The 24,900-nt window shown below is 63.1% G+C and carries 27 protein-coding genes; 6 read left to right on the forward strand and 21 right to left on the reverse strand.

The genetic code is table 11. The features are described 5' to 3' along the window. Window positions 1-23: 23 nt before the first annotated feature. Complete coding sequence (locus Q7V31_RS03000) at window positions 24-572, forward strand: gamma-glutamylcyclotransferase (protein ID WP_304732332.1); 549 nt, start codon at window positions 24-26, stop codon at window positions 570-572. Here Q7V31_RS03000 and Q7V31_RS03005 read toward each other — a convergent pair. Together Q7V31_RS03005 and Q7V31_RS03010 are read right to left on the reverse strand one after the other, a co-directional pair. Beyond that, on the reverse strand, window positions 514-1,725 hold the full coding sequence (locus Q7V31_RS03005) for a winged helix-turn-helix domain-containing protein (protein ID WP_304732333.1): 1,212 nt from the start codon (window positions 1,723-1,725) through the stop codon (window positions 514-516). The genes Q7V31_RS03000 and Q7V31_RS03005 overlap by 59 nt on opposite strands. Beyond that, a complete protein-coding gene (locus Q7V31_RS03010; RefSeq protein WP_304732334.1) occupies window positions 1,725-2,162 on the reverse strand; it encodes a VOC family protein in 438 nt (145 codons plus the stop codon). The genes Q7V31_RS03005 and Q7V31_RS03010 overlap by 1 nt, the downstream gene beginning before the upstream one ends. Before the next feature lie 86 nt (window positions 2,163-2,248). Here Q7V31_RS03010 and Q7V31_RS03015 point away from each other — a divergent pair, with 86 nt between their 5' ends. Then, the gene (locus Q7V31_RS03015; protein WP_304732335.1) at window positions 2,249-2,524 is read left to right on the forward strand and encodes a hypothetical protein; all 276 of its coding nucleotides are present in this window, start codon (window positions 2,249-2,251) and stop codon (window positions 2,522-2,524) included. A 29-nt stretch (window positions 2,525-2,553) separates the two neighbouring features. Here Q7V31_RS03015 and Q7V31_RS03020 read toward each other — a convergent pair whose 3' ends face one another. From Q7V31_RS03020 to ftsE, 5 genes are all read right to left on the reverse strand, one after another. Continuing rightward, entirely contained in the window at window positions 2,554-4,875 is a 2,322-nt protein-coding gene (locus Q7V31_RS03020; RefSeq protein WP_304732336.1) for an adenosylcobalamin-dependent ribonucleoside-diphosphate reductase, read from the reverse strand. 120 nt (window positions 4,876-4,995) lie between these two features. Beyond that, window positions 4,996-5,745 (reverse strand): 1-acyl-sn-glycerol-3-phosphate acyltransferase, encoded by a 750-nt coding sequence (locus Q7V31_RS03025; RefSeq protein ID WP_304732337.1) that lies wholly within the window; start codon window positions 5,743-5,745, stop codon window positions 4,996-4,998. A gap of 28 nt (window positions 5,746-5,773) precedes the next feature. Further along, window positions 5,774-6,415 carry a YdcF family protein gene (locus Q7V31_RS03030; protein WP_304732338.1) on the reverse strand — a complete coding sequence of 214 codons (642 nt, stop codon included), beginning with the start codon at window positions 6,413-6,415 and terminating at the stop codon, window positions 5,774-5,776. Between the two features lie 127 nt (window positions 6,416-6,542). After that, entirely contained in the window at window positions 6,543-7,502 is a 960-nt protein-coding gene (locus tag Q7V31_RS03035) for an ABC transporter permease (RefSeq protein WP_304732339.1), read from the reverse strand. Further along, entirely contained in the window at window positions 7,495-8,154 is a 660-nt protein-coding gene (gene ftsE / locus Q7V31_RS03040) for a cell division ATP-binding protein FtsE (protein ID WP_304732340.1), read from the reverse strand. Before ftsE ends, Q7V31_RS03035 begins: the two co-directional genes overlap by 8 nt. A 208-nt stretch (window positions 8,155-8,362) precedes the next feature. On the opposite strand from ftsE, the gene Q7V31_RS03045 reads away from it, so the two are divergent. From Q7V31_RS03045 to Q7V31_RS03055, 3 genes are read left to right on the forward strand one after another with little or no spacing between them, the layout of a single operon-like run. Further along, a complete protein-coding gene (locus Q7V31_RS03045; RefSeq protein ID WP_304732341.1) occupies window positions 8,363-9,256 on the forward strand; it encodes an MJ0042-type zinc finger domain-containing protein in 894 nt (297 codons plus the stop codon). Window positions 9,257-9,260: 4 nt separating this feature from the next. Next, a complete protein-coding gene (gene hpt / locus Q7V31_RS03050) occupies window positions 9,261-9,806 on the forward strand; it encodes a hypoxanthine phosphoribosyltransferase (protein ID WP_304732342.1) in 546 nt (181 codons plus the stop codon). A 2-nt stretch (window positions 9,807-9,808) separates the two neighbouring features. Beyond that, window positions 9,809-10,189 (forward strand): response regulator, encoded by a 381-nt coding sequence (locus Q7V31_RS03055; protein ID WP_304732343.1) that lies wholly within the window; start codon window positions 9,809-9,811, stop codon window positions 10,187-10,189. Here the strand turns inward: Q7V31_RS03055 and Q7V31_RS03060 are convergent. Genes Q7V31_RS03060 through argH form a run of 4 tightly spaced genes read right to left on the reverse strand, consistent with a single transcriptional unit; the run spans window position 10,186 to window position 15,684 of the window. Beyond that, window positions 10,186-12,726: a TIGR02302 family protein gene (locus Q7V31_RS03060; RefSeq protein ID WP_304732344.1), complete on the reverse strand. Its 2,541-nt coding sequence runs from the start codon at window positions 12,724-12,726 to the stop codon at window positions 10,186-10,188. The genes Q7V31_RS03055 and Q7V31_RS03060 overlap by 4 nt on opposite strands. A 51-nt stretch (window positions 12,727-12,777) precedes the next feature. After that, window positions 12,778-14,046 (reverse strand): diaminopimelate decarboxylase, encoded by a 1,269-nt coding sequence (gene lysA, locus Q7V31_RS03065; RefSeq protein ID WP_304732345.1) that lies wholly within the window; start codon window positions 14,044-14,046, stop codon window positions 12,778-12,780. 10 nt (window positions 14,047-14,056) lie between these two features. Beyond that, complete coding sequence (locus tag Q7V31_RS03070) at window positions 14,057-14,278, reverse strand: lipoprotein (protein WP_304732346.1); 222 nt, start codon at window positions 14,276-14,278, stop codon at window positions 14,057-14,059. Beyond that, on the reverse strand, window positions 14,275-15,684 hold the full coding sequence (argH, locus tag Q7V31_RS03075) for an argininosuccinate lyase (protein WP_304732347.1): 1,410 nt from the start codon (window positions 15,682-15,684) through the stop codon (window positions 14,275-14,277). Before argH ends, Q7V31_RS03070 begins: the two co-directional genes overlap by 4 nt. 53 nt (window positions 15,685-15,737) lie before the next feature. Between argH and Q7V31_RS03080 the strand changes: the two genes are divergently transcribed. Continuing rightward, the gene (locus tag Q7V31_RS03080) at window positions 15,738-16,355 is read left to right on the forward strand and encodes a TlpA disulfide reductase family protein (protein ID WP_304732348.1); all 618 of its coding nucleotides are present in this window, start codon (window positions 15,738-15,740) and stop codon (window positions 16,353-16,355) included. A 90-nt stretch (window positions 16,356-16,445) separates the two neighbouring features. Here the strand turns inward: Q7V31_RS03080 and Q7V31_RS03085 are convergent, their stop codons facing one another. The 10 genes from Q7V31_RS03085 to Q7V31_RS03130 all read right to left on the reverse strand — a co-directional run bounded on the left by Q7V31_RS03085 (window position 16,446) and on the right by Q7V31_RS03130 (window position 24,883). Beyond that, window positions 16,446-16,994 (reverse strand): PAS domain-containing protein, encoded by a 549-nt coding sequence (locus Q7V31_RS03085; RefSeq protein WP_304732349.1) that lies wholly within the window; start codon window positions 16,992-16,994, stop codon window positions 16,446-16,448. 91 nt (window positions 16,995-17,085) lie between these two features. Then, on the reverse strand, window positions 17,086-17,961 hold the full coding sequence (locus Q7V31_RS03090; protein ID WP_304732350.1) for a 3-hydroxybutyryl-CoA dehydrogenase: 876 nt from the start codon (window positions 17,959-17,961) through the stop codon (window positions 17,086-17,088). A 172-nt stretch (window positions 17,962-18,133) separates the two neighbouring features. After that, on the reverse strand, window positions 18,134-19,075 hold the full coding sequence (locus tag Q7V31_RS03095) for an electron transfer flavoprotein subunit alpha/FixB family protein (RefSeq protein WP_304732351.1): 942 nt from the start codon (window positions 19,073-19,075) through the stop codon (window positions 18,134-18,136). Beyond that, window positions 19,072-19,821: an electron transfer flavoprotein subunit beta/FixA family protein gene (locus Q7V31_RS03100; protein WP_304732352.1), complete on the reverse strand. Its 750-nt coding sequence runs from the start codon at window positions 19,819-19,821 to the stop codon at window positions 19,072-19,074. The genes Q7V31_RS03095 and Q7V31_RS03100 overlap by 4 nt, the downstream gene beginning before the upstream one ends. Window positions 19,822-20,066: 245 nt before the next feature. Continuing rightward, a complete protein-coding gene (locus tag Q7V31_RS03105; RefSeq protein WP_304732353.1) occupies window positions 20,067-20,657 on the reverse strand; it encodes a cob(I)yrinic acid a,c-diamide adenosyltransferase in 591 nt (196 codons plus the stop codon). Window positions 20,658-20,667: 10 nt separating this feature from the next. Next, window positions 20,668-21,177, reverse strand: coding sequence for a cytochrome b (locus Q7V31_RS03110; RefSeq protein WP_304732354.1), 510 nt, complete (start codon window positions 21,175-21,177; stop codon window positions 20,668-20,670). Window positions 21,178-21,250: 73 nt separating this feature from the next. Continuing rightward, complete coding sequence (locus tag Q7V31_RS03115; protein WP_304732355.1) at window positions 21,251-22,147, reverse strand: haloalkane dehalogenase; 897 nt, start codon at window positions 22,145-22,147, stop codon at window positions 21,251-21,253. Window positions 22,148-22,259: 112 nt separating this feature from the next. Continuing rightward, the gene (locus tag Q7V31_RS03120; RefSeq protein WP_304732356.1) at window positions 22,260-22,805 is read right to left on the reverse strand and encodes an acyloxyacyl hydrolase; all 546 of its coding nucleotides are present in this window, start codon (window positions 22,803-22,805) and stop codon (window positions 22,260-22,262) included. A gap of 153 nt (window positions 22,806-22,958) precedes the next feature. Next, on the reverse strand, window positions 22,959-23,150 hold the full coding sequence (locus tag Q7V31_RS03125) for a twin transmembrane helix small protein (RefSeq protein ID WP_304732357.1): 192 nt from the start codon (window positions 23,148-23,150) through the stop codon (window positions 22,959-22,961). 23 nt (window positions 23,151-23,173) lie between these two features. Continuing rightward, on the reverse strand, window positions 23,174-24,883 hold the full coding sequence (locus Q7V31_RS03130; RefSeq protein ID WP_304732358.1) for an acyl-CoA dehydrogenase family protein: 1,710 nt from the start codon (window positions 24,881-24,883) through the stop codon (window positions 23,174-23,176). Window positions 24,884-24,900 lie beyond the last annotated feature (17 nt).

Genomic DNA, 24,900 nt, shown 5'->3' on the forward strand with positions numbered 1-24,900 from the left:
CCGCGCGATGGAGTGCCGCCAGCATGAAGGATTTCTGGGTCTTTGGATACGGGTCGCTGATGTGGCGGCCGGGCTTCGAGCATGAAGAGCGGCAGCCGGCGTTGCTCAGAGGCTATCACCGGTCCTTCTGTGTCTACAGCCATGTTCATCGCGGCACGCCGGAAAGGCCGGGTCTCGTTTTCGGACTCGATGCGGGTGGTGCCTGCCGGGGTGTCGCCTTCCGCATTGCCGCCGCGCGGGCCGAAGAAACGCGGCGCTATTTGCAGGCGCGCGAGCAGGTGACGCTGGTCTACAAGGACGTCACGAAGCGGGTTGAACTTGCCGGAGATGGACGCCGGGTCGATGCGCTTTGCTTCGTCGTCGACCGTGCGCATGCTCAATATGCCGGACGGCTGCCCTTCGAGGATCAGGTACGGCTGATCGCCGAGGGCGAGGGACGCTCGGGAAAGAACCCCGACTATCTGGAAAGCACGGTGCGCCATCTCGACGAGGCGGGTGTTCCTGACGCGCAGCTCAGCCAGCTCTGGCGCGCCGTAGAGCAGCGTCTGCATCGATCTCCGGCGTGCCGGTGAAACGCGCGAGCTCCGTCAGTGCTCGGCGGATGCCGGCCTCGCGGGCTTTCGTCAGCTTGATACCGGGTTCGTTCCAGAAACCCTTTACTTCCAGCTTTCCCTCGGCACGATGCGCCTTCACGTCGGCACGGCCGATGAAGCGGTCGCCCTCAAGCAGCGGCAGCACATAATAGCCGTAGCGGCGTTTCTTCTCCGGCACGAAGACCTCGATGCGGTAATCGAAGCCGAACAGGCGCATTGCGCGCGCACGGTCGCGGATCGCCGGGTCGAAGGGCGAGAGAAAGCGTGTTGTGGCTGGCGGCTCCGGTGCCTCGGCGATATGCGCCTCAATGCCGGGCAGGGCGAGGGCCTTGCGGATCGCGCCGTCCACATCCTCGATCGCGACTTCGACGACCGTGCCCTGTTTCAACGCCTGCGCGGCCCATGCCCTCGCCTTGTCGATCGGGACGAGGCGCCAGAAGGCGGCGATTTCCAGCGGCGTTGCAAAACCAAGTCGTGCCAATGCCGCGCTGCAGAGAAAATCGGTCGAGGCCGCAAGGCTCGGGTGTTCGCGCCGTGCGTCCTCGGGGATCACCCGCTCGGCGAGGTCGTAGACCTTCTCGAAGCCCTCGCGCCGGGCGATCGCCAGTTCGCCGGTGCGCCAGAGCGTCTCAAGCGCAGTCTTGGAGGGACCCCAACCCCACCACGAACCCTTGCCCTTGTCCTCGAAGTCGCGTGCCATCACGGGGCCGTCGCGGCGGATGCGGGCGCGCACCTTGCGGATGACATTCACGCCGTCGGGGCCGATGCGCTCCTGCCAGCGCGGATTCTCTTCGATCCGCTTCTTCGCGGCGGCAAAGCGATGCCGCCAATGCGGATAGAACGCCATCGGGATCAGCGAGGCGTCATGCGTCCAGTGCTCGAAAAGGTCGCGGCGTTGGTGATGAAGATCGGTCAGATGTTCGCGGCGGTAGCCGGGTGCGCGCGAAAAGAGGATCAGGTGATGGGCGCGTTCGACCGTGTTGATCGAATCGAGTTGCACGAAGCCCAGATGCTTCACCAGTTCGAGTGTGCGGTCGGCGCAAAATTCGGGCGCCGCCGGCGCGCTCAAGGCGTGGCGTTCGAGAAAGAGGCGCCGCGCATTCGCGTTGGAAATGGGGAGTGGTGCCGGCATCAGATGTGCGAAAGGCCGGGATTGTCGCGCGGTTCGTAGACGAGTTCCAGCTTCAACCCGTCGGGATCCGCGAACATCACGGCGTAGTAGCCGTCGCCATATTCGGGATAGTCGGCAGGCGGGTCGAGCACGGTCGCGCCGATTTCGATCAGCAGCGCATGAAGCCGGTCGACATCGTCGCGGTTTTCGGCGATCCAGGCGACGTGATGCAGGCCCGGCGAATAGCGGTCGTGGATGCGGTCTGCGTTCGGCCCTTCGGCCTTGAAGATGCCGATCGACGGTAGCCGGTCGGCCGCGCCAGTATGTTCCCAGTCGAAGCCGCGCGCGTCCTCGCGCAGGCGCCGATAGCCGATGAAGCCCAGCACCGCGTCATAGAACCAGGCGGACGCCCAGGGGTCTTTGACCGTCAGATCGATATGATGGATGAAGCCGCGCATGCCAATCCGTCGTGTGTCAGTTATAGTTGCGGGCTACAACAAGTCTTGACCTCAGAGCAACGAAAACTCGTGATGTGGAGACTCACATGGCCCTTTCGAATGTTTTGAGCCTGATTGTCTTCGTGGTAATTCTGCTGTTTTTCTTTAGATATGGAGTTGTTCATCTCGCCTTAGAGTTGCGGTTTTATCGCGACAACAAGTGGGACTTCGGGAAAGACAGTGGTGTTTCTGTGGTCGGCGGCTTGAGGATGTTGTTTGGCGATCGATATCTCAGCCGAGGCGTGCACAAGCTTTTTTGTCTCTCTTTTCTGTCGTTCCTCTTTGTCGTGATGATGCTCTGGTGGATGAACGGCCTACTTTGAGCGTTCGTCTTGACCGAAGAGATACAAGCTTAACTGCATTTCGAAAAGCCGCAGGAGGTGCAGGTTTCGCAGCCTTCCTGCCGCACCATGCCGCGTTCGCCACAGCGCGGGCAGCCCTTGAGACGTGTCATCGTCGGATCGCCGCCTTCGCTCGGCGGGCGCTCGCCGGCCACCGCGCGCAGGGCTTCCGTCACGGGCCGACCATCCTTTGCTGCAATGAAGCCGGTGTCGATCATGTGCTGCTCGATCACTTCGCCGATGGCGGCCAGGAGGCTCGGCACATAGCGGCCCTTCATCCATGAACCGCCGCGCGGGTCGAACACCGCCTTCAATTCCTCGACCACGAAGGTCACATCGCCGCCACGGCGGAAGACGGCCGAGATCATGCGCGTCAGCGCCACCGTCCAGGCGTAGTGCTCCATGTTCTTCGAGTTGATGAAAATCTCGAAGGGCCGCCGGCGTCCGTCCTGCAATATGTCGTTGATGGTGATGTAGATCGCGTGGTCGCTTTCGGGCCATTGCAGTTTGTAGGTGAAGCCCGGCAGCACCGTTTCGCGCTCCAGCGGCTTCGACATATAGACGACGCCGTCCTTTTCGTAGATTTCATGCGCGGCGGGTGCGGCGAGCGGAAGTGCGGATTGCGCGGTTTCTTTTGGTGTCTCGTCGAGGGAAAGGACCGAGCCGCGCACTTCGCTCGGGCGATAGGTGGTGCAGCCTTTAAGGCCTTGCTCATAGGCGGTAGTGTAGATGTCCTTGAAGGCATCGAAGGAAATATCGGCCGGCACGTTGATCGTCTTCGAGATCGAGCTGTCGACGTAATCCTGAACGGCGGCCTGAACCGCGATGTGATCGGCCGGCAGAAGTTCCTGTGCGTTGACGAAATAATCCGGCAACGCCGTCTCGGCGCCGAAAATTTCACGGAACTTTTCGACCGCATAGTCCTCGACGCGTTCTTCCCGCCGCGTGCCGTCGGGCAGCAGCACCTTGCGCGTATAGCTGTAGGCGAAAACGGGTTCGATGCCCGAGGAGACATTGCCGGCAAAGAGCGAAATCGTGCCGGTCGGTGCGATCGAGGTGACGAGCGCATTGCGGATGCCGTGTTCCGCGATGGCATCGCGTACATCCTTGTCGAGCGCTGCAATGGTCTCGCCGGCGAGATAGGCGTCGGCGACGAACAGCGGGAAGGGGCCTTTTTCCTTCGCGATGTCGACCGAGGCGAGATAGGCGGCGCGCGACAGCGCTTTCATCCAAGTGCGGATCAGCTTCAGCGAGGGCTGCGAGCCATAGCGCGCGCGGCACATGATCAGCGCGTCGGCGAGCCCCGTCACGCCGAGGCCGATGCGGCGCTTCGCCTGCGCCTCGTGGCGCTGCTCAGGCAGCGGGAAGCGCGACACGTCGACCACATTGTCCATCGCACGCACGGCTACACGCACAAGATTGGCAAGCTCAGCCTCGTCGATGCGCGCCTTGTCAGTGAAGGGTTCCTTCACCAGGGCGGCGAGATTGATTGAGCCGAGCAGACAGGCGCCATAAGGCGGCAGCGGCTGCTCGCCGCACGGATTAGTCGCGTGGATCGTCTCGGCGTAATAGAGATTGTTGCGGGCGTTGATGCGGTCGATGAAGATGACGCCGGGTTCGGCCCAGGCAAAGGTCGCGGCGATGATCTTGTCCCAGAGCGCGCGTGCCTTCAGCGTCTTGTAAACCGCGCCGCCGAAAACGAGATTCCAGTCGGCATCCGCCTTCACCGCGGCCATGAAGGCGTCGCTGACCAGCACCGAGAGGTTGAACATCGTCAGGCGGCCGGGCTCCTGCTTTGCCTCGATGAAGGCCTCGATATCCGGATGGTCGCAAGCCATCGTTGCCATCATGGCGCCGCGGCGTGAGCCCGCCGACATGATGGTACGGCACATCGCGTCCCAGACGTCCATGAAGGAGAGGGGGCCGGACGCATCCGCGCCAACGCCCATCACCGGCGCGCCTTTCGGGCGCAGCGTCGAGAAATCGTAGCCGATGCCGCCGCCCTGCTGCATGGTCAGCGCGGCTTCCTTCAGATTTTCGAAGATACCGGCCATCGTGTCGGGGATTTCGCCCATCACGAAGCAATTGAACAGCGTCACGTCGCGCCCTGTCCCCGCGCCGGCCAGGATGCGGCCGGCGGGGAGGAAGCGGAAGCCGGCCATCGCCTCGCGGAAATGTTCGGCCCAGGCGTCGCGTGCCTCCGGCGCCTCGGCTTCTGCGAGTGCCCGGGCGACACGGGTCCATGTGTCCGCGACCGTCAGGTCGGCGGGCGTCCCGTCCGCCTTGTGCAGGCGGTATTTCATATCCCAGATCTGTTCGGCGATGCTCTTCATGGGGGCAGCCTAGGCGTGGCTCGGGCGCAAATCAATGTTCTTGGTTTGTACGTAAATTATCCACAAGGCAACCTAGAACAAGATATTGAAAAACAGGATAAATTGGAGTTTTCCCCGGTTTCAACGTGTCGAGTCGGGATGTTTTTCCACATGGCTTCCGGCGCGTTCGGCTTCGGCGAGAAGGCGTCCGGCCGCCGCTTCGACGCGGGTCTCCAGCGTCTCCATGAAACTCTTGCGGTCGAGGCCGGCCGGGATCGGCTCCAGAAATTCGACAATGATGGTGCCGGGGCGACGCAGGAAGCCGCGCCGGCCCCAGAAGAGGCCGGAATTCACGGCTGCGGGCACGCAGGGCACGTCCAGCTGGCGATAGAGCGCGGCGACACCCGGCTTGTAGTCGAGTTTGCTGCCCGGCGCGCTGCGCGTGCCTTCGGGGAAAATCACGATCGGGCGCTTTTCGGCGAGTGCCGCCTTGCCCTGCGCAATCAGGCGGCGGATCGCTTGCGAGCCGGCGCCGCGGTCGATGGCAATCATGCGGGCTTTCTGCGCATACCAGCCATAAAACGGAATCCACAAGAGCTCGCGCTTCAGTACCATCGCGGGCCGGTCGAGGATGGCGGTCATCGCGATGGTGTCCCACATCGACTGATGCTTGGACGCGACGAGCACCGCGCCCTCCGGCAGCGTTCCCCGCACTTCGTAGTTTGTACCGGCCAGAACGCGCAGCAGCCGAAGTGTCGTGTGCGACCACCAGCGGATCGCACCATGGGTGAAACGGCGCGGCATGAGGAGGGCGGGCGTCACAGAAATCACGGCGACGACCGACATTGTGTAGAAAGCGAGATTGAAGGCGGCGGAACGGAGCCAGAGCAAGGATGAGGTCCTTTACGCGGAAGGCCGTTCAGGACGGCATGGAAGACTGGCGATAGGCCAGCGCGAGCAGAAACTTTGTATATTCGGAAACCAGCAGCCGCGTGGTGCCGGGATAGGCCCACCAGCCGTCGAGGTGCAGCGTGTCCTGGAAGACCGGGTAGGCGACGATTTCGACCGTCGGCATGGCACGGCTCAGTTCCAGCCGCGCACGGGGAAGATGGTAGGTGCTGGTGACGAGGATCACCGAGCGGTAATCGTTGCGCCGGACCCACTCGGCGGTCTCGGCCGCGTTACCGATGGTGTTCTCGGCCATCCGCCCGAGGTCGACGCAGCAGTCGAATTTGTCCGCCTCGCCCGGCACGATGTTCTTCAGCGATATGGGGGTCACGTCAGGATGCACGCCGGTGATCAGCAACCGCGTGCCCTTGCCCTCGTCGAGCAGCCGGTAGGCGACGGTGATGCGGTCGGGTCCGCCGGTCAACGCAACGATGCCGTCGGAAACCGGTATCTCAGCGGGCGGTGTGCGGTGGAGTTCGGCCGTGAAGAGAAAAAAACCGCCGACATAGGCAACTGCCAGAAGCGCCGCAAGACCCGCAGCGATACGGATGATGTGCTGTCCGGCTCCTCGCCGCAGTGTGCCGCTGGCCTTCATATTTGCGTTTGTCGCCATCGATCTCGTCATCATGCTTCCACGCCCAGACCAGCGCCATCGGCGCCTCATCTGGGGGCAAGTCTAGCACAGGCAGTCAGGCTCCGGCATATGGCAAGCTGGAGGCAGGCGCCCGCATGCTGGTGCCTCAGAGCATGCGCTCAAGGCTGCGCATGACCGTTATCCGGGCCGTCAGAACGGCGACGGCCGCGGCTGCGAAGGGCACGACCGCAAGCACCGGGTAGTCTGTCGGCTGAAGCCCCGATATGGGAACCATGAACAGGCCGTCGCCGCCGCCCGTGAAGGTGAGCGTCAGGAAAGTCAAAGCCGAAAGCGCGAGACCAATCAGGCCACCACGAAATCCCAGATGCAGGAAGTGCCGCTGCACTTCTGCGGCAATGAATTTGTCACGTGCACCGATCAGATGGAGCACTTCAACCACTTCACGGTTTGCGGAGAGTCCGGCTCGCGTCGCAAAGGTCACGATCGCAATCATGGTTGCGGCGACGGCCGCGAGAATTCCGTATGCGAGCAACGTGGCCGCGCGTGCTGCACGCCGCAGTTCGCTGCGCCACTGCCGGTGTGTGTCGAGCGTTGCACCGGGCGCTGCTCCGGCGATGTCTGTGGCGAGGATTGCGAGATCGGGAGGCGCGGCCGCGTCGATGCGAATGTCGACCAGCCGAGGCAGCGGCAAATCCTCGGTAACATTGCCCGTCCCGAGCCACGGTTCGAGCAAGGCTTCCGTATCGGCGCGGGACAAGGCCGTTGCCGAAAGAATACCGGGTGTTCGATCAAGAAGCGCCATCACCGCGTCGATCTGTTCTTCGGGTGAAGTCGTGGCCGAGGGCTTGATCTGCACGGTAAGCGCGCCGGACAGATCGCGCGTCCAGTCTTGGGCCACCCGGTTGACCGAGAGCGCCGCACCAAGCGCAAGGCTGGCCAGAAAGCACATGGCCGCAATGACCAGCACCAGAGAAAGGCCGGTTGCACCGGCGGCCGGCATCACGCTTCTGGTTTCGACGAGAAGCCCGGCCAAGATGGCGCCGGTGCCGCGCGGCTCGCTGTGGAAGGTCGGTGCCGGGTCGGGGGTGCGGGGTGTGTCAGCCACGGACAGCAAGCCCTCCCTTGTGCAGCACCAGTTCTGGCGCGCCTGCCGCGTCCACAAGGGCGCGATCGTGGGTGGCAATCAGCACCGAGGTGCCAAGACGGTTGAGTTCGACAAAAAGACGCAGCAGGCGCTGGCCCATTTCGGGGTCGACATTGCCGGTCGGTTCGTCGGCCAGCAACAGGTCGGGTTGGGCGACGACGGCGCGGGCAATCGCGGCGCGCTGCTTCTCGCCGCCCGAAAGCGTCGGTGGTTTTGCGCTCAGGCGATCTCCAAGGCCGACCCATGCCAGCAATTCCTCGACGTCGGCGCGGTAGCTCTCCTCGGTCCGGCCCTGGATTTTCAGGGGCAGCGCAACATTCTCGTAGGTCGTCAGGTGGTCGAGCAGGCGGAACTCCTGGAAGACGACACCGATGCGGCGGCGCAATGGCGGCAGTTCCGCGCGGGGCAGCGTCGCAATGTCCTTGCCGAACATGGTGATCAGGCCGCGCGAGGGCCTCGTTGCCAGAAACATCAGCTTCAGCAGGGAGGTCTTGCCGGCGCCGGACGGGCCGGTCAGGAAATGAAAGGATGCCGGCGCGAGGTGAAAGCTCACATCGCGCAGCACTTCCGGCCCCATGCCGTAGCGCATGCCCACATTTTCAAAGCGAATCATGGACGCGAAGGTATCATGGAACAATCGTGCCCATGCAGGCTCAGGAGATCAAAAAACGGCGTTCTACCTAGCTTTTTGAATTTTTAAGGGCATCTTCTTAACGCGCCTTTAACCACGGGGCGGCTTTCAATAGGCTTGTGGAAATGCGGAACGTGGCAGGTTGTGCCCCGGTCCGTCACGGAACTCGTTGCCATCAATGTCAAACTGAATGTCCCGGATGATCATCACCTGTCCATCCTGCTCGACGCGATACCCGGTGGAGGCTTCCTCCTTTGCACCGGCAGGACGGAAAGTGCGTTGCGCCAAATGCGGCCAGAGTTGGCATCAGGCACCGCCGGCCGACCTTGACGAACGAACGGAAGCAGGTGCCGAGACGACAGAGGTTGCACCGGAAGAGGGGCCTGCGCCAGCGCCGGCATTTGCTGCCGCGACGGTGCGCAAGAAGATTTTTGGCGAGAAGCCGACACCAGACAAAGCGCCGGAAAATCCGGCGCCTCCTGGCGGCAACTCTTCTGACGACAATGACGATGTGGTCTTTGCGGATCCGCCCGGCGTTCCCTCAGGCACCGCCGACATTGGCAATCGGTTTCGCGCCCAGGTTCGACGAGCGGCGTCGATGCGGCGCGGCAAGGCACTCAATGCAGCCGGCTGGGTTGCTCTGGTGCTGTTCGTGGGCGGCACCCTGATGGGTGGCTATCAGTGGCGCGCCGATATCGCATCGTTCTGGCCGGCAACGACTCACGTCTATGCGGCGGTTGGTGCGCCGGTCAATTTGCGCGGCCTCGAGTTCCGCAATGTTGCTTATGAACGGCAGGAAGAGCAGGGCCTGCCGGTGCTGGCCGTGACCGGTGAAGTCGTCAATGTCAGTGGCAAGGCCGTCGCGCTGCCACGATTGCGCGTCGGTTTGCGCGACGGCGACCAGAACGAACTCTATCATTGGACATTTGCGCTCGGTCAGAACGAATTGCCGGCAGACGAGGTGGCGAGCTTTGTCACCCGACTTTCGAGCCCACCTGTCGAAGCGCGCGACATTGAGGTTCGTTTCGTTCGGGAGCAGGACGACGCGGTTGCGGCAGATGCCGCTGCTCCTGCGACGGAATAGGGTCTTGAGCCAGATTGCGCCGCCCGGCACCGACATCACCGTTCTCTATCCAGCGGAGGAGATCAGCCACCGCGTTCATGCGCTGGCCGGCGAGATCGCTGCCGCAATGGGCCGTAATCCGCTTGTTGTTCCGATCCTGAAAGGGAGCTTCATTTTCGCCGCCGATCTTCTGCGTGCGCTGCACGACGCGGGCGTAGAGCCGGATATGGATTTCATCGGCCTTTCCAGCTATCGCGCGGGCACACGGTCGCTCGGCGAGGTGCGTCTTGTGCGCGACACAGAGGTGGAGATCATTGGCCGCGACGTACTGATTGTCGACGACATACTGGAATCGGGTCGGACGCTCGCCTTTGCCAAAAACCTGATGGCCGCACGCGGTGCACGCACGATCCGCACCTGCGTCTTGTTGCACAAGCCAGGCAAGCTCGCTGTCGATGTTGTTGCTGATTTTGTCGGTTTCGATTGCCCCGACCGATTTGTTGTCGGCTATGGCATGGATGTCGCCCATGCATATCGACAATTGCCATTTATCGGTTTTGTGGAGAGCTGACGATGGCGCACATTCTTGTCGCTGAAGACGAGCCCGATGTCAGAACTTTTGTTATGCGTGCGCTCAAGGGCGCAGGTCACGAGGTCGATGGCGCGGGCGACGGGAGTGCGGCGCTTGAGGCGTTGTCGCGCGCGCGCGCCAACAGGGTTCCTCATGATCTGTTGCTGACCGACATTTTGATGCCGGTGATGGACGGTGTGTCGCTGGCGCTTGCCGCTTCGCGCGATGCACCGGCGCTGCGCATCATGCTGATGACAGGCTATTCCGATCAGCGCGAACGCGCCCACGGGCTCGAAGCCATCATCCATGACGTTCTACTCAAGCCATTCACGCTCGACGAGCTTGTTCTTCGCGTTGCGTCGGTGCTGGACAGCACCGCCTAGAAGCGCTGTAGCAGCCGGTCGAGATATTCGAGTTCGATCCGGGATCGGCCGAGTTCGGCGGCGCGCCTGCGCAACTCTTCGAGAATTTCCCGTGCGCGTTGCATGTCTATCTTGTCGGGCACGGTGACGTCCTGCCCCGAGTCCTGCCCCGGCATTGACCGGCCGAACGGATCGGTCCGTGACTGGCCGCGTCCCCGGCCCTCCTGCCGCCCCGCCATCCCCTGCATCAGCTGGTCGGCCATGGCTTGTGCGCCGGCGCGCATTTCGTCGATCGCCTGTCCCTGCGCGCCGGCGGCGCGGTCGGCACGGCCGTCTCCCAAGCGCTCCCCGGCATCCTGCATCGACCGTTCGGCATTGCCGAGTGCAGCCGGGACCTCGGCGCCGCTTTCGCCCAGCTGCCGAAGAATCTCGCCCAGCTCGTCGCGCAATGCCTGCTGTGCATCGGCAAGCGCCTCGAGCGACGGGGCCGATCCCGCCCCGCTCTCCTGCGGCAGCTGGCCTGGCAAGCCGGCACCGGATTGCTCTCCCTCGCCGCCATCCTCGTCAGCGCCGTGCTGCATCGCGCCGAAGGTCTGATCCATCAGATCGCGCTGTTTGGCGATCATCTCGCCCATCTTGTCGATCGCCTGTGCCATGGCCGCTTCACCCGGACCCATCGGTCCGGCCTGCCCGGGCATTTGTAGATTCTCGAGGATGGCTTGAAGCTGCTGAAGCATGGCCTGGGCCTGGTCGCGCGCGCCGCTTTGAGCAAGTTCGCCGATCGCGTTCAGCATGTCTTCAAGTTGCCGGCGTTCGATCGTCGGAGCATCCGTGAGGGCGTCGATCGACGGCAGCATTTCGAGCATCGGTCCCTGGTCCGCCATCAAGGCGTCCATGTAGCGATTGAAGGCGTCCTTCAAATCCGACATCAACCGAGCGATCTCGTTCTCGCTTGAGCCCTGGCTCAAAGCATCCGCGAGCGCTTTCTGTGCGTCGCGAAGATCCCTTTCGGCAAGCGAAAGATCACCGTTCTCGATGCGCAGCGCGATTGACCAGAGAAGATCAAAAATGCCCGTAAGGTCGGCGTCTCGTCGCGCCTCAGTCAATCGCCAATAGGCGGCACGAAGGGAAAGGTAGACGACCTTGTCGTCAATATAGCGATCGGCGTCCTGCGTAAAATTGTCGATGAAGCGCGCAACACTGGCGCCCGAGCGCGGATCAAGCGCGAGACGGCGGCGTTGTTCGATAATCGCGCTTGCCAGGGGGTCGGTGAATATGCGGGCCGGCAGCATCGTCTCGACCGGTTCGGCCATACCCTCCTGGTTTGCATCATCGCGTGCCACCAGCGTGATCGTCACCGGCAGTCCAGCCCAGGGATGAGGTGTCAGATCAGCATAGGTTTCGCCCGTGACCTCGCGTGGACGCAGCGATGGCAGCGGCAGTTGTATATGAGGCGCGGTCACGCGCGGTTCGGCCGCCGGTCGCGCCTCTTCCTGTTGGGGGGTTGCGCCAAGATCGAGCTCGATGCGCGCCTCGGCGCCGGTGATACCGTAGTCGTCCGACATTTTGTAGGCGAACCGCAAGGCACCCGATGCCGATTGTGCCAGCGGCTCGCTCAGTTCGATTTGCGGTGCTTCGTCGGGCGTCACTTCGACGCGCCAGCCGCGGATCATGCGACCTCCTTCGGTCAGTGTGAGATCGGCGGTCACTGTCAGCGAAGCATCGATCATATGGTTGTTGTCGCCGACGGTCTTCAACGCCTGGGGCCGCTCTCGCGCATCGCCATTGTGGCTTTCGAGAACAGGCGCATTCCTCAATCCATGCACGCGCAACGACAGGACGCTGCCTTGTGGTGTGCGGATCTCTCCTTGCGCAAGCTGAACCTGATCGCCACGACGGTCGAGGTAGTGCGGCGGCTTTCCGGTATAGGCCGGCGGTGTGATCCAGGCTTCAATGGTTGCCTGCATGGAGACGCCTGCACCCGGCAGCAGCGCGGCGGCAATGCGGTCGATGCGGCCGGGGCCTGTGCCGGCAATTGCGACGACCAGCAGCAGCAACACGGCGGCGCGCAACGCGCGTGGGTCGCGCGCGGCAAGTCCCGGCTGCGGCAGGCTGAGGCGGAGCTTGCGCAGTCGCCCGGTCACCCAGTGCTGATGTGCCACCCAGAGCGCCGGGTCGCCGGTGGATTCCGAGGCGACATCTTCATAGGCTGAAAGCGGGGAATGGTTCAGGCCGGAGGATTTTTCGAGATGACGAAAGGCACCGGCTCGCGTCGGCCATTCGAATTCACGAAACCCGCGCCAGAGCATCCACACGGTCAAGGTACCGAAGCCCGCCAGAAATATCCAATGCAGCGGCAGAGGCATGAATGCGAAAGCGCCGAACAGGGCCAGCACCAGGAATATCCCGGCCAAGCCGGCTGCCGGCCAAAGCGCGGGCCAGAATGCCTGCCAGGCCAGCAGCGCGCGCGCAATTCGTACACGCCGCTCGATGTGCGGCGGCAGCCGCATGGCGTGTGTTTCGACCGTATCCTGTGCGTTCGGTTCGGGGCCGGTCAAAGCTTTCCGCCCTTTTTTCATTGGCTGGGCATGCAGCGGACGATAACGCCGTCAGTCCAACCAGCTCGGAATAATATCCTGATTCAGGATTGCGTCATAACTGGGGCGCGCGCGCACCTCGGCAAAGTCGCTGCCGCGGACCATCACTTCGGGGATCAGAGGTCGCGTGTTGTAAGTGGATGCTTGCACTGCACCATAGGCGCCCGCCGACATGATGGCGACGAGATCGCCGCTCTTCAGGCGCGGCAAGTCCCGGCCCTTGGCAAAGAAATCGCCGGTTTCACAAACTGGCCCCACGACGTCGTAGGCAAGACGCTCCGCGCCTTCAGCCGGCTCCGCAATCGGGCGGATGTCGTGGAAGGCATCGTATAGCGTTGGCCGGATAAGATCGTTCATGGCGGCGTCGAGAATGAGAAAGGCTCGGTCGTCGCCAAGCTTCTCATAGATGACGCGTGCGACGAGAATGCCGGCATTGCCAGCGATCAGGCGACCCGGTTCGAAGGTCAGATCGCAGCCGAGATGGCCGATCGTACGCTTCACCATCGCCGCATATTCGTCCGGATGCGGCGGCACATCGTTGTCGCCGCGATAGGGAATGCCGAGGCCGCCGCCGAGGTCGATATGGCGGATCGCGTGGCCTTCGGCACGCAACGCTTCGACCATGCCGGCGACGCGTTCAAAGGCGGCCGCAAAAGGCTCGAGTGTCGTCAGCTGGCTGCCGATATGCACATCGATGCCGCTGGCCTCGATGCCCTTCAGTTCGCGCGCCCGTGCATAGACGGCTGGCGCGCGCTGCCAGGAAATGCCGAACTTGTTTTCCGCCTTGCCGGTTGCGATCTTTTCATGCGTCTTCGCATCGACATCGGGGTTGACGCGAAGGGCGACGCGCGCGATGAGACCGCGCGCTGCGGCCAGTGCCGCCAGAAGCTCAAGCTCGGGTTCGGATTCGACATTGAACTGGTCGATGCCCGCTTCGAGCGCGAAGGCCATCTCGCCTTCGGTCTTGCCGACGCCTGAAAAGACGATCTTGTCAGGTGTCACGCCTGCTGCCAGCGCGCGGCGAAGTTCGCCTTCCGAAACGACGTCGGCGCCCGCGCCGAGACGGGCCAGCGTCGCGATTACGGCTAAATTGGAGTTGGCTTTGACCGAATAACAAATGCGGGCCGGTTGGTTTCTGAAGGCCGCAGCGAAGACATTGTAGTGCCGTTCGAGCGTCGCGCTGGAATAGCAATAGAATGGCGTTCCGACCGCCGCCGCGATGTCGGGGATCGCCACGTCCTCGGCATGCATGATGCCGCCGCGATAGTCGAAATGATGCATGGTGCGGCGTTCAGTCGTCGTTGCCGCGCGTTGCGCGGGGTGTGCCCATGCCGTCTTGCATCGGGAGGAAGTCGATCGGCGGCTCTTCGTCTGCGGCGAGTTTGGCGTCGGCTATAGCCGGTGCGGGTGCAGCGCCGGGCGGTGGTTCAAGCGGACCCTTCTTGCCGCAACCGGCTATGGCAGCAGCGAGAAAGACACCAAGTATGGCGATCGTGACGTATCGCAGGGTCATTTTCCCCGTCCCTTTCCAGCGCCTTCGCGATCGAGTTCGGCGCGCCAGCGTGCGGCCGCCGCACGCACATTGTCGGGTGCCGTGCCGCCGAAGCTCATGCGGCTTGCGACCGAGTTGTCGACGCCCAAAACAGAGTATAGCTCATCGGTGATAGCAGGCTCCACCTCACGCATTTCGTCGAGCGTCAGCTTGTCGAGGTCGACACCCTTCTTCTCGGCCTTCGCCACCAGCGCGCCGGTTGCATGATGCGCCTGCCGGAACGGCATGCCAAGAGCCCGCACCAGCCAGTCGGCAAGGTCGGTCGCGGTCGAAAAGCCGCGCGACGCCGCGGCGCGCATTGTCTTTTCGTTGACGGTCAGGGTCTCGACCATGCCGGTCATGGCTGCAAGCGACAGTGACAGTGCGTCGAGGGCATCGAATGTCGCTTCCTTGTCTTCCTGCATGTCTTTCGAATAGGCAAGCGGCAGACCCTTCATGACAATCAAAAGCGTCGTCAACGCGCCGACGACGCGGCCCGTCTTGGCGCGTACCAGCTCGGCCGCGTCGGGGTTGCGCTTTTGTGGCATGATCGACGACCCGGTGGTGAAGCTGTCGGGCAGCCGCACGAAGTCGAAGCCCGGCGTCGACCAGATGACGATTTCCTCGGCCAGCCTGGAAAGATGCGTCGCACAGATCGCGGCGGCAGCCAGTGTTTCGAGCACAAAGTCGCGATCCGACACGCTGTCGAGCGAATTGCGAGTCGGGCCGTCGAAGCCGAGATTGGCAGCCGTCCTGGCGCGGTCGATCGGAAACGACGTGCCGGCCAGCGCGGCCGCGCCCAGTGGGCTCTCGTTGAGCCGCCTGCGCGCGTCGGAAAGCCTGCCCCTGTCGCGCGCCGCCATTTCGACATAGGCGAGGCAATGATGGCCAAATGTCACGGGTTGCGCGGTCTGCAGATGTGTGAAGCCCGGCATGATCGTTGCCGCATGGGCCTCGGCCTTTGCGACCAGTGCGAGCTGAAACTCCCGGAGCTGACCGTCGAGATGGTCGATCGTATCGCGGACATAGAGCTTGAAGTCGGTCGCCACCTGGTCGTTGCGTGAACGCGCGGTGTGGAGCCTTCCTGCCACGGCGCCAATCAACTCCGCGAGCCGCGACTCGACATTCATGTGAATGTCCTCGAGCTCGCGCTTGAAGACGAAGCTGCCCGCCTCGATTTCGGCCAGCACCGCATCGAGTCCTGCGACGATTTTATCGGCATCATCCCTTGAGATAATTCCGGTTTCGGCCAACATGGCCGCATGCGCCTTCGAACCCGCGATATCCTGGGCAAAAAAGCGCTTGTCGAAGCTTATGGAGGCGTTGATTTCCTCCATGATCCGGTCGGGGCCGGTGCCGAAGCGTCCGCCCCACATCTTGTTGCTCATCGTCTTTCTCCGGGCGGCCGCGAGCCTGAACCGGGGAGGAAACGGATTGTTCCATGGTTCAGATCGGACCGAAGTCTATCGCTATTCTGGCCGGCGCCGCCCTTTTGATCGTCGGGGCGGTATACTTGATCGTCTGGGGGGGCGGCAACCCGGACAATCTTGCAGACGGAGCCAAGCCACCGGCCCTGCAGGCGCTGGCTGTGGGCGACATGGCCAATTTCCGAGCCAATACGACCCCTGCGGCCGTCCCCGATGTCGGTTTCGAGGGGGAGGAAGGCCGGCATCTGACGCTCGGTGACTTCGAGGGTCGGCTTGTCCTCCTCAATCTCTGGGCGACCTGGTGTGCGCCCTGCCGTGAGGAAATGCCGGCACTCGACCGGCTGCAGGCGGCGCTGGGGAGCGAGCGTTTCGAGGTCGTGGCGCTCAGCGTCGACCACCGGGGCCACGGCCTTGTCCGACGTTTCCTTGCCGAAAACGGCATCGACCGTCTCGGCTTCTACATCGACCCCACCGCGCGGGCCAATGTCGCGCTCCGCGCCTTTGGTCTTCCGACAACGCTGCTGATCGCGCCGGATGGTCGCGAGATTGGACGTCTGGTTGGTCCGGCTCATTGGGATAGCCAGGATGCCAAAGTCCTGATCGAGGCGGCACTCAACCTTTCAATGCCGTGATTGAACGGGCGAAGGGTCACCGTAACGAACCCCAAGGGCGATAGAACGGTCGTCGCCACTCTCGATTCGTTGATCGTGATGTGTCCGGCGCTAGTTCGGCTGCCTGTCGGCACGGGTGATGAACATGGCGCCGATTGTTTGCGCGGGCTCTGTCCCACCGGCGGTGATGGGTACCGAGATGGCATGACCGACGAGATAAAGCCGGTTCGAGGCTGCGAACGGCACGCGGAGAAAGATTGCTTTGCGTCCGAAAAAAGCCTTGCGGGTGATATAGAGCCAGCGCGTCTGAACCGCTTTTTGGTCGGTCGGGATCGTGTTTTCCTCGGCGAATTCCGACAGGAGCTTGCCCGTGCGTTCCTCGCCCAGCAGCTCGACAAGTGCCGTGCCGAAGAGCCGTGTGCGAAAGTCTTCGCCGCCATTCACGGCCTCGGCGATGATCATGTTGGGCAGAAAGCGGACGAGGTCGGCCGGCGATATGTCGGCGCGGTCGGCCATCTCACGGGTGCCGCGCTTGCCTTCGAGATAGTTGAAGAACTCGGCGACGAGCGCGTGCTCTGGCGCATCGAGGAACTGCGGCTCGTCGGTGATTTTCCGCGCCCGCTCACCGCCGCCGAAGCTGCCTCCCGCTCGTCCGTCCATTTTCCGCGTCCTTTGCCGAACTTTCGGCAAGTGTCGCATGAGCCGGTTAACGAATTGTCGGCGCGCGGCAGCGCGCGGCGCAGGCTGGTGTTTACCGCGTCGGCACCGGCTTTTCGCCGCGATAGTCGTAGAAGCCCCGCTGGGTCTTGCGGCCGAGCCAGCCGGCTTCGACATATTTGACCAGAAGCGGGCAGGGCCGGTACTTCGAATCCGCCAGTCCGTCGTAAAGGACCTGCATGATCGAGAGACAGGTGTCGAGGCCGATGAAGTCGGCAAGCTGCAGCGGCCCCATTGGATGGTTGGCGCCCAGCCGCATGGCCTTGTCGATGCTCTCAACCGATCCGACGCCTTCATAAAGCACGTAGACGGCCTCATTGATCATCGGCAGCAGGATGCGGTTGACGATGAAGGCCGGATAGTCCTCGGCATTGGCGATCTTCTTGCCGAGCGTTTCGGCAAAGCCGCGCACAATCTCGAATGTCGGATCATCGGTCGCGATGCCGCGCACCAGTTCCACCAGTTCCATCACCGGTACCGGGTTCATGAAATGCATGCCCATGAACCGTTCGGGTCTGTCGGTCGAAGCGGCGAGGCGGGTGATCGAGATCGATGAGGTGTTGGTGGCGATCAGCGCGTCTTCGCGCAGATACGGGCAAAGATCGGCGAAAATCTTGCGCTTGACCTCTTCGACCTCGGTCGCGGACTCGATGACGATGTCTGTGTCGTCGAAACTTTCCATTGAGGCTGCCGGTCCGAGACGCTCCAGCGCGGCGTCACGCTGAGCCTCGGTGATACGTCCGCTCGCGACTTGTCGCGTCATGTTGCCGTCGATCGTGGCGAGGCCGGCTTCGATGCGTTCCTTTGAAATGTCGAAAAGCGACACGTCGTAGCCTGCCAATGCGCAGACATGCGCAATCCCGTTGCCCATCTGGCCAGCGCCGATCACGCCTACTTTACGAATTTTCATCTCGTTCCATCCCGGCTGGCGGGCCCGGTTGCGCATCGCCCCGCCCGACAAAGGTAGCAAAGATTTGGTCGTTGTGCGCCCGATAACGACCCGATAACGAAAACGGCGCCGGCCTGTTTCGAGGCGGCGCCGTTTCAGGGTAGCGCGGGCCCCTGGAGGGGCCGGCGGCGGTTCAGAGACCGACTTTGGTCAGTTCGGCTTCCAGTTCCGGCACCGCCTTGAAGAGATCGGCGACCAGTCCGTAGTCGGCGACCTGAAAGATCGGGGCCTCTTCATCCTTGTTGATGGCGACGATGACCTTCGAGTCCTTCATGCCCGCCAGATGCTGGATCGCGCCCGAAATGCCGACGGCGATGTAGAGGTCCGGCGCCACAACCTTGCCGGTCTGGCCGACCTGGTAGTCGTTGGGCACGAAGCCCGCATCGACAGCCGCGCGCGAGGCACCGACGGCGGCCCCCAGCTTGTCGGCGATCGATTCGAGCATGGCGAAATTCTCGCCGTTCTGCATGCCGCGGCCGCCCGAGATGATGATCTTGGCCGAGGTCAGTTCCGGGCGGTCCGATTTGGTCAGCTTTTCTTCAACGAATTCGGCGAGGCCCGGATTGTCGCCGGCACCGATCTTTTCGATCGTGGCCGATCCACCCTGGCCCGCCGCCGGGAAGGCGGTCGTGCGCACGGTGATCACCTTCTTGGCGTCGGTCGCCTTGACGGTCTGGATCGCGTTGCCGGCATAGATAGGACGCTCGAACGTGTCGGCGCCATTGACGGCAATGATTTCCGAAATCTGCGCCACGTCGAGAAGGGCGGCCACGCGCGGCATGAAATTCTTGCCGATGGTGGTGGCGGCGGTGACGATGGCGTCATAGCCGCCCGCAAGGCTCACGACCAGTGCCGAAAGAGGTTCGGCAACCGGGTGTGCGTAAAGCGTGTCATCGGCCACCAGCACCTTTTTGACGCCGTCGAGCTTTGCGGCCGCTTCGCCGACCGCGCTGCAATCATGCCCGATCACCAGCACATGAACGTCGCTGCCAAGTTTCGAGGCTGCCGTCACGGTCTTGGCCGTGGCGTCGTTCAGGGCCTTGTTGTTGTGGTCTGCAATAACAAGCGTGGTCATCCGATCACTCCCGCTTCCTTGAGCTTCGACACAAGCTGTTCAACCGATTCGACCTTGATGCCGGCCTGGCGCTGCGGCGGTTCGGTCACCTTCAGCACTTCGAGACGGGCCTTCACGTCCACGCCGTAGTCCGAAGGCGATTTTTCGTCGATCGGCTTCTTCTTGGCCTTCATGATGTTGGGGAGCGATGCATAGCGCGGCTCGTTGAGACGGAGGTCCGTCGTCACCACCGCCGGCATGCTGAGCATCAAGGTCTGCAACCCGCCGTCGATTTCGCGCGTCAGCTTCAGCTTGCCGCCTTCGAGTTCGACCTTGGAGGCGAAGGTGCCCTGCGCCCAACCCAGGATCGCCGCCAGCATCTGGCCGGTCTGGTTGCAATCGTCGTCGATGGCCTGCTTGCCGAGAATGATCAGGTCAGGCTTTTCTTCTTCGGCGATGGCCTTGAGGATCTTTGCCACATTGAGAGGTTCGACCGTCTCGTCGGTCTTTACCAGGATGCCCCGGTCGGCGCCCATGGCAAGCGCGGTGCGGATGGTTTCGGTCGTCTGCTGGACGCCGATTGAAACCGCGATCACTTCGGTCGCCTTGCCGGCTTCCTTCAAACGAATCGCTTCTTCGACGGCGATCTCGTCGAACGGGTTCATGGACATCTTCACATTGGCGAGATCGACACCGGTCTGGTCCGACTTGACGCGGATCTTGACGTTGTAGTCGACCACTCGCTTGATCGGGACGAGGATTTTCATTGAGGCGAACTCCCTGCGCGTTGCCGGGGGCGTCGGAAATCCGGGGGTGTGGCCCCGGCCCCGTGAAACCCTGGCGCCGGTCTTGGTGTGGGTCTTTCGAAGCGGCGGACGGTCCGCGAAATGGCTGTTTCCCTGAGGAAATTCCGCCTGCCGGCAAAAAGCGAGATTAGCTCCTGCTGCGGTGCGGCAACCTAGTGGCCTCGCCCTCTCCTGTCAACGCGACCGGACCGCGCGTCCGGACGGTTTCAGCGGCTGGCGCCGGGTGTCCACAGCACGTCGCCGGGCCCTTTGCCGTCGGCGCCCCTGTTGACGTAACGGGCGGCCACGAAAAGGAAGTCGGAGAGGCGATTCAGGTAGCGCAGCGCCGGTCCACTGATGCGTTCCTCGGGCTTTTCGGCCAGCGCCACCACCAGTCGTTCGGCGCGGCGGCAGATGGTGCGGGCAAGGTGCAGATGGGCCGCCGCCGGAACGCCCGCCGGCAGCACGAAGGAGCGCAAGGGCTCGAGATCGGCGTTCAACGTGTCGATCTCGGTCTCGAGCCGCGTCACCTGCGCCTCGACGATGCGCAAGGGCTCGTAGCCGAGCTTCTCGCCCCGGTCGGGCGTCGCGAGATCGGCGCCAAGGTCGAAGAGGTCATTCTGAATGCGGGCCAGCATTTCATCGAGAGGCTCCATGCCATCGGTGTGGAGCCGCGCGACACCGATGGCCGAGTTGGTCTCGTCGACGGTGCCGTAACTCTCGATCCGGAGGGCGTGTTTCGGGACACGCTCGCCGCTTGCGAGAGCCGTCGTGCCGGCATCGCCCGTGCGGGTATAGATCTTGTTCAGCGTGACCATGCGCGCGCCGTCAGCCTTTCCCGAAAGGCAGCATCCGTTTCAGCACGTTGTCCTTCAGGACGAAGTGGTGATAGAGCGCCGCCGCGATATGGATCAGGACCAGGGCCAGCAGCAGCCGGCCGTTGATGCCGTGCAGCACATTGCCGATCCCGTTGATCGTGTCGTTCTGCACGATCTTCAGCGGGATGACACCGAAAGCCACCGGGTCGCGCTTCGATGTCGTGACCATCATCAGTCCGAAAATCGGCTGCAGCGTCAGGCAGAGCATCAGCAGATGGTGAACCGACTTTGCGGCGATCTCCTGCCAGCGTGGCATGGCGGGGAGCGCCGGGCGCGGCTTGCTCATGCGCCAGCCGAGCCAGAATACCATGACGACGAGGACGATCAGTCCGAAGCCGAAATGCCAGGTTGCGGTTTCGCGGGCAATGTTGAAGCCGCCATAGAGCATCAGCAGCACCAGCACCGCCGCCACCCAGTGAAATGCCTTGGATCCGCCGCTGAACGTTTCGCTTCGCGACATCGAAGCCTCCCCTTGTTGCCAATCGGGTCCCAGCCTCGCCCGGTCGGCGCTGCCGATCAAGTCCCGCCGACGCTCAGGCCTTCTTCCAGACCTTGCGCCATTTGGCAACGGCCGCGCCGATTTCGTGCGGGCTGTCTTCCTGGATGAAGTGGCTGCCTTTGACGGTCACTTCGGTCTGGTTTTTCCAGCTGCGGCAGAATTCCCGTTGCGCGCCGATCAGGATGGCGCCGGGCTCGGCATTGACAAAGAGTTTTGGCAGATCGTTCTCGGCCATCCAGTGCGCATAGTCGGCGACGAGTTCGGCCACGTCTTCCGGTTCGCCGTCAAGCGGGATCTGGCGCGGCCAGGTCAGCGTCGGCCGGCGGTCCTCGCCCGGTTCGCGGAAGGGGCGGCGATAGACGTCCATCTCTTCCGGCGTCAGCTTTCTGATGATCGAACCCGGCAGGACCGTCTCTATGAAGAGGTTCTTTTCAAGGATCATCGTCTCGCCGACGGCCGAGCGGAAGCCTTTGAAAATGCCGCGTGCGGCTTCGTTCCATTCGCTCCAGGCCAGCGGGCGGACGATCCCCTCCATATGAGCGATGCCATCGACGGCCCGCCGGTTGCGGTTCGCCCAGTCGAAGCCCAGCGCCGAGCCCCAGTCATGGATGACGAGCGTCACGTTCTTCGTCACCCCGACCGTCTCCAGAAAAGCCTCGAGAAAGCGGCGATGTTCGCGGAACGTGTAACGCTCGGCGCCCGAAGGTTCGAGCTTGTCGCTATCGCCCATGCCGATCAGGTCGGGCGCGATGCAGCGGCCCTGATCCTTCAGATGCGGCATCACGTTGCGCCAGAGATAGGAGGACGTCGGATTGCCATGCAGGAAGACGATCGGGTCGCCGGCGCCCATCTCGACATAGGTCATGGCGCGGCCCGAGATCGTCACCGATTTCTTCGGATGCTCGGCGGCGGAGATCGGCTGGTCGGTCATGGGGGGCCTCTACCGGAAAACCGGCATGATACGCCCCGCGCGCCCCTGCCCCAAATGCCAAAAAGGGCGCCTTGCGGCGCCCTTTCGGGAATTCACACGGATTTTTTGGCACTCAGAAAGTATAGGCGTAGCGGATCCCGGTATTGGTCAGCCCCTCGTTGCGCGTGCAGAGGCTGCCATTCGACATGTGCTCGACCGACAGCATCACCGCGTTCGACTTGTCGAAGCGGTAGCCGACGGAGGCGCTTTCATGGAATTGCGCCCGGCAGCCGAAATCCTTGCTGGTTGCGGTCTTGCCGTTGGTCGAGCCATCATGCACGGCGCCGCCGAACGTCAAATCGATGAAGAACGCATCGGTAAGGTCGAAGGTCCAGCCGAGGCCGGCATAGCCGAAGCTGGTGCCGTCGCCGGTGTTGACCGTGCCGCCGATCAGCGGCCGCGGCGCGAAGGCCCAGGAGAGAAATTCGGGCGAGGCAAAACGGACTTCGAAATTGATGTCCGGATCGGTCGTCTCATACGTATTGTGGAAAATGCTCGAGTCGTGATCCATCACGCCGATGCGCATTTCACTGATAAAGCCCTCGGCCGATGCCGGCGCATGCGCGCAAAAAAGAGTTGCCGCCATCAATGCGGCACAAAAGCCTGTCTTGCCAGTCACGTTGGAACCCCCGATTTCAAACTGCGAACGCGCCTCGATGCTAGCGTGCCGCCGCCCGACTTGCGAGCGGCCGCACGGCAACCGGGTGCGAATACCGTCGATTGTGGCAGAGAGGCTTCAGTTTCCGGTTAACACGCAAAGGGCAAGCGTCGTCTAGCGGCTCGCCAGCCAGAGCCCGGCCATGATGACGATGACGGCCAGAAACTGCAGGCCGACGCGCCAGCGCATCAGCGTCTGCGAGCGGCTGGCCGAGCCGCCCCGCATCATGTTCCACAGGCCGGCCAGCAACACCGCCAGCACGGCGATCAGGGCGACGGGCGCCAGCCAGTTGAAGATTTCAGCCATTTTTGCGTTTTCCCAATGCTGACCTAGTTGCCGCCTTCGAGCAGGCGGCGGGCGATGACCTGGGCCTGGATTTCGGCCGCGCCCTCGAAAATGTTCAAAATGCGTGCATCGCAGAGCACGCGGCTCACCGGATATTCGAGCGCAAAGCCGTTGCCGCCGTGAATTTGCAGGGCGTTGTCGGCCGCCGCCCAGGCGATGCGCGCGGCCAGCAGCTTGGCCATGCCCGCCTCGAGGTCGCAGCGCCGGCCGCCATCCTTTTCGCGCGCGGCGAAATAGGTCAGCTGGCGTGCCACCATGATCTCGACGGCCATCATCACGAGTTTGCCGTTGACGCGGGGGAAGTCGAAAATCGGTTTGCCGAACTGCACACGCTCCTGCGCGTAGCGCAATCCGAGTTCCAGCGCCGATTGCGCGACGCCGACGGCGCGCGCCGCCGTCTGGATGCGGGCGCTTTCGAAGGTCTGCATCAACTGCTTGAATCCCTGGCCCTCTTCGCCGCCCAGTAGGTTCTCGGCCTTGACCTCGAAATCGTCGAAGCCGATCTCGAATTCCTTCATGCCGCGATAGCCGAGCACCTTGATCTCGCCACCCGACATGCCCTTGGCCGGAAACGGATTGGCGTCGTCGCCGCGCGGCTTTTCGGCCAGCAGCATCGACAACCCCTTGTAGCCGGGCTGATCATTGGTGCGGCAGAGCAGCGTCATCACGTCGGCGCGGGCGGCATGCGTGATCCAGGTCTTGTTGCCGTTGATCTTGTAGACATCGCCCTCGCGCTTCCCGCGCGTGCGCAAGCTGGCGAGATCCGAGCCCGTATTGGGTTCGGTGAAGACCGCTGTCGGCAGGATTTCGCCGCTGGCGATCTTCGGCAGCCACTTGTCCTTCTGTGCCTCGGTACCGCCGCCGAGAATCAGTTCAGCGGCGATTTCCGAGCGCGTGCCCAGCGAGCCGACGCCGATATAGCCGCGGCTGAGTTCCTCCGAGACGACGCACATCGATTCCTTGCCAAGGCCGAGGCCGCCATATTCTTCGGGGATCGTCAGGCTGAAGACGCCGAGTTCGGCCATCTGCTCGACGACCGGCATCGGGATGTAGTCGTCCTTCAAATGCCATTCATGCGCATGTGGAATGACTTCGGCATCGGCGAAGCGGCGCATCTGTTCGCGGATCGCGTCATAGGTCTCTTCAAGGCCGGCATCGCCATAGGTCGCGGCGCCAGCATGGGCGGCGATCAGTTCGGCGAGCCGCGCCCGCACGGCCGGCGTGAAGCCGGCTTCCGTCAGGCGGCGCACCGCCGGCGCGGCGCGGAAAGCGGCAACATCGTCTTCCGTCAGTCCGAGATCGGCGGGACGCACGATTTCGCCCTGGCTCATCGGAATGCCGCCGGCAAGCTGGTTCAGATATTCGCCAAAAGCCGCCTGCACGATCAGTGTCTCGAAGGCGCCGAAGCGCTTTTCCTGCGTCATGCGCGCCGCATAGGCCGCCATCTGGCGCAGCGCTTCGACATAGGTCGCCGCCCAGGCAAAGCCATGCACGGCAAATTGTTCGCGCTCGATCGCCGCGGCCGCGACCTTGCCGTCTTTGGCGACGCGTGCGAACACGGCGGCCCGCGCCTTGGCCAGCAGCGTGTCGGCGGCCTCGACCGATTGAGCGGTCAGGGCCAGCAGGTCGGCGAGCGCGATGCCTTCGGCGGCGGGAGCGGGCGATTTGGCGGCAGCGCTGTCGGCAGGGCTCATGGGCGAACTCGTCTCTC

Origin of the sequence: Parvibaculum sp. (genome assembly GCF_030651915.1) — a bacterium.
Classification (GTDB): domain Bacteria; phylum Pseudomonadota; class Alphaproteobacteria; order Parvibaculales; family Parvibaculaceae; genus Parvibaculum.

What these genes read in the sequence shown, in the direction of transcription:
- Q7V31_RS03000 (WP_304732332.1), top strand. Translation starts at nt 24, where the DNA reads ATGAAGGATTTCTGGGTCTTTGGATACGGGTCGCTGATGTGGCGGCCG.
- Q7V31_RS03005 (WP_304732333.1), bottom strand. Translation starts at nt 1,725, where the DNA reads ATGCCGGCACCACTCCCCATTTCCAACGCGAATGCGCGGCGCCTCTTT.
- Q7V31_RS03010 (WP_304732334.1), bottom strand. Translation starts at nt 2,162, where the DNA reads ATGCGCGGCTTCATCCATCATATCGATCTGACGGTCAAAGACCCCTGG.
- Q7V31_RS03015 (WP_304732335.1), top strand. Translation starts at nt 2,249, where the DNA reads ATGGCCCTTTCGAATGTTTTGAGCCTGATTGTCTTCGTGGTAATTCTG.
- Q7V31_RS03020 (WP_304732336.1), bottom strand. Translation starts at nt 4,875, where the DNA reads ATGAAGAGCATCGCCGAACAGATCTGGGATATGAAATACCGCCTGCAC.
- Q7V31_RS03030 (WP_304732338.1), bottom strand. Translation starts at nt 6,415, where the DNA reads ATGGCGACAAACGCAAATATGAAGGCCAGCGGCACACTGCGGCGAGGA.
- ftsE (WP_304732340.1), bottom strand. Translation starts at nt 8,154, where the DNA reads ATGATTCGCTTTGAAAATGTGGGCATGCGCTACGGCATGGGGCCGGAA.
- Q7V31_RS03045 (WP_304732341.1), top strand. Translation starts at nt 8,363, where the DNA reads ATGTCCCGGATGATCATCACCTGTCCATCCTGCTCGACGCGATACCCG.
- Q7V31_RS03055 (WP_304732343.1), top strand. Translation starts at nt 9,809, where the DNA reads ATGGCGCACATTCTTGTCGCTGAAGACGAGCCCGATGTCAGAACTTTT.
- lysA (WP_304732345.1), bottom strand. Translation starts at nt 14,046, where the DNA reads ATGCATCATTTCGACTATCGCGGCGGCATCATGCATGCCGAGGACGTG.
- Q7V31_RS03070 (WP_304732346.1), bottom strand. Translation starts at nt 14,278, where the DNA reads ATGACCCTGCGATACGTCACGATCGCCATACTTGGTGTCTTTCTCGCT.
- argH (WP_304732347.1), bottom strand. Translation starts at nt 15,684, where the DNA reads ATGAGCAACAAGATGTGGGGCGGACGCTTCGGCACCGGCCCCGACCGG.
- Q7V31_RS03080 (WP_304732348.1), top strand. Translation starts at nt 15,738, where the DNA reads ATGGTTCAGATCGGACCGAAGTCTATCGCTATTCTGGCCGGCGCCGCC.
- Q7V31_RS03085 (WP_304732349.1), bottom strand. Translation starts at nt 16,994, where the DNA reads ATGGACGGACGAGCGGGAGGCAGCTTCGGCGGCGGTGAGCGGGCGCGG.
- Q7V31_RS03090 (WP_304732350.1), bottom strand. Translation starts at nt 17,961, where the DNA reads ATGAAAATTCGTAAAGTAGGCGTGATCGGCGCTGGCCAGATGGGCAAC.
- Q7V31_RS03095 (WP_304732351.1), bottom strand. Translation starts at nt 19,075, where the DNA reads ATGACCACGCTTGTTATTGCAGACCACAACAACAAGGCCCTGAACGAC.
- Q7V31_RS03100 (WP_304732352.1), bottom strand. Translation starts at nt 19,821, where the DNA reads ATGAAAATCCTCGTCCCGATCAAGCGAGTGGTCGACTACAACGTCAAG.
- Q7V31_RS03105 (WP_304732353.1), bottom strand. Translation starts at nt 20,657, where the DNA reads ATGGTCACGCTGAACAAGATCTATACCCGCACGGGCGATGCCGGCACG.
- Q7V31_RS03110 (WP_304732354.1), bottom strand. Translation starts at nt 21,177, where the DNA reads ATGTCGCGAAGCGAAACGTTCAGCGGCGGATCCAAGGCATTTCACTGG.
- Q7V31_RS03115 (WP_304732355.1), bottom strand. Translation starts at nt 22,147, where the DNA reads ATGACCGACCAGCCGATCTCCGCCGCCGAGCATCCGAAGAAATCGGTG.
- Q7V31_RS03125 (WP_304732357.1), bottom strand. Translation starts at nt 23,150, where the DNA reads ATGGCTGAAATCTTCAACTGGCTGGCGCCCGTCGCCCTGATCGCCGTG.
- Q7V31_RS03130 (WP_304732358.1), bottom strand. Translation starts at nt 24,883, where the DNA reads ATGAGCCCTGCCGACAGCGCTGCCGCCAAATCGCCCGCTCCCGCCGCC.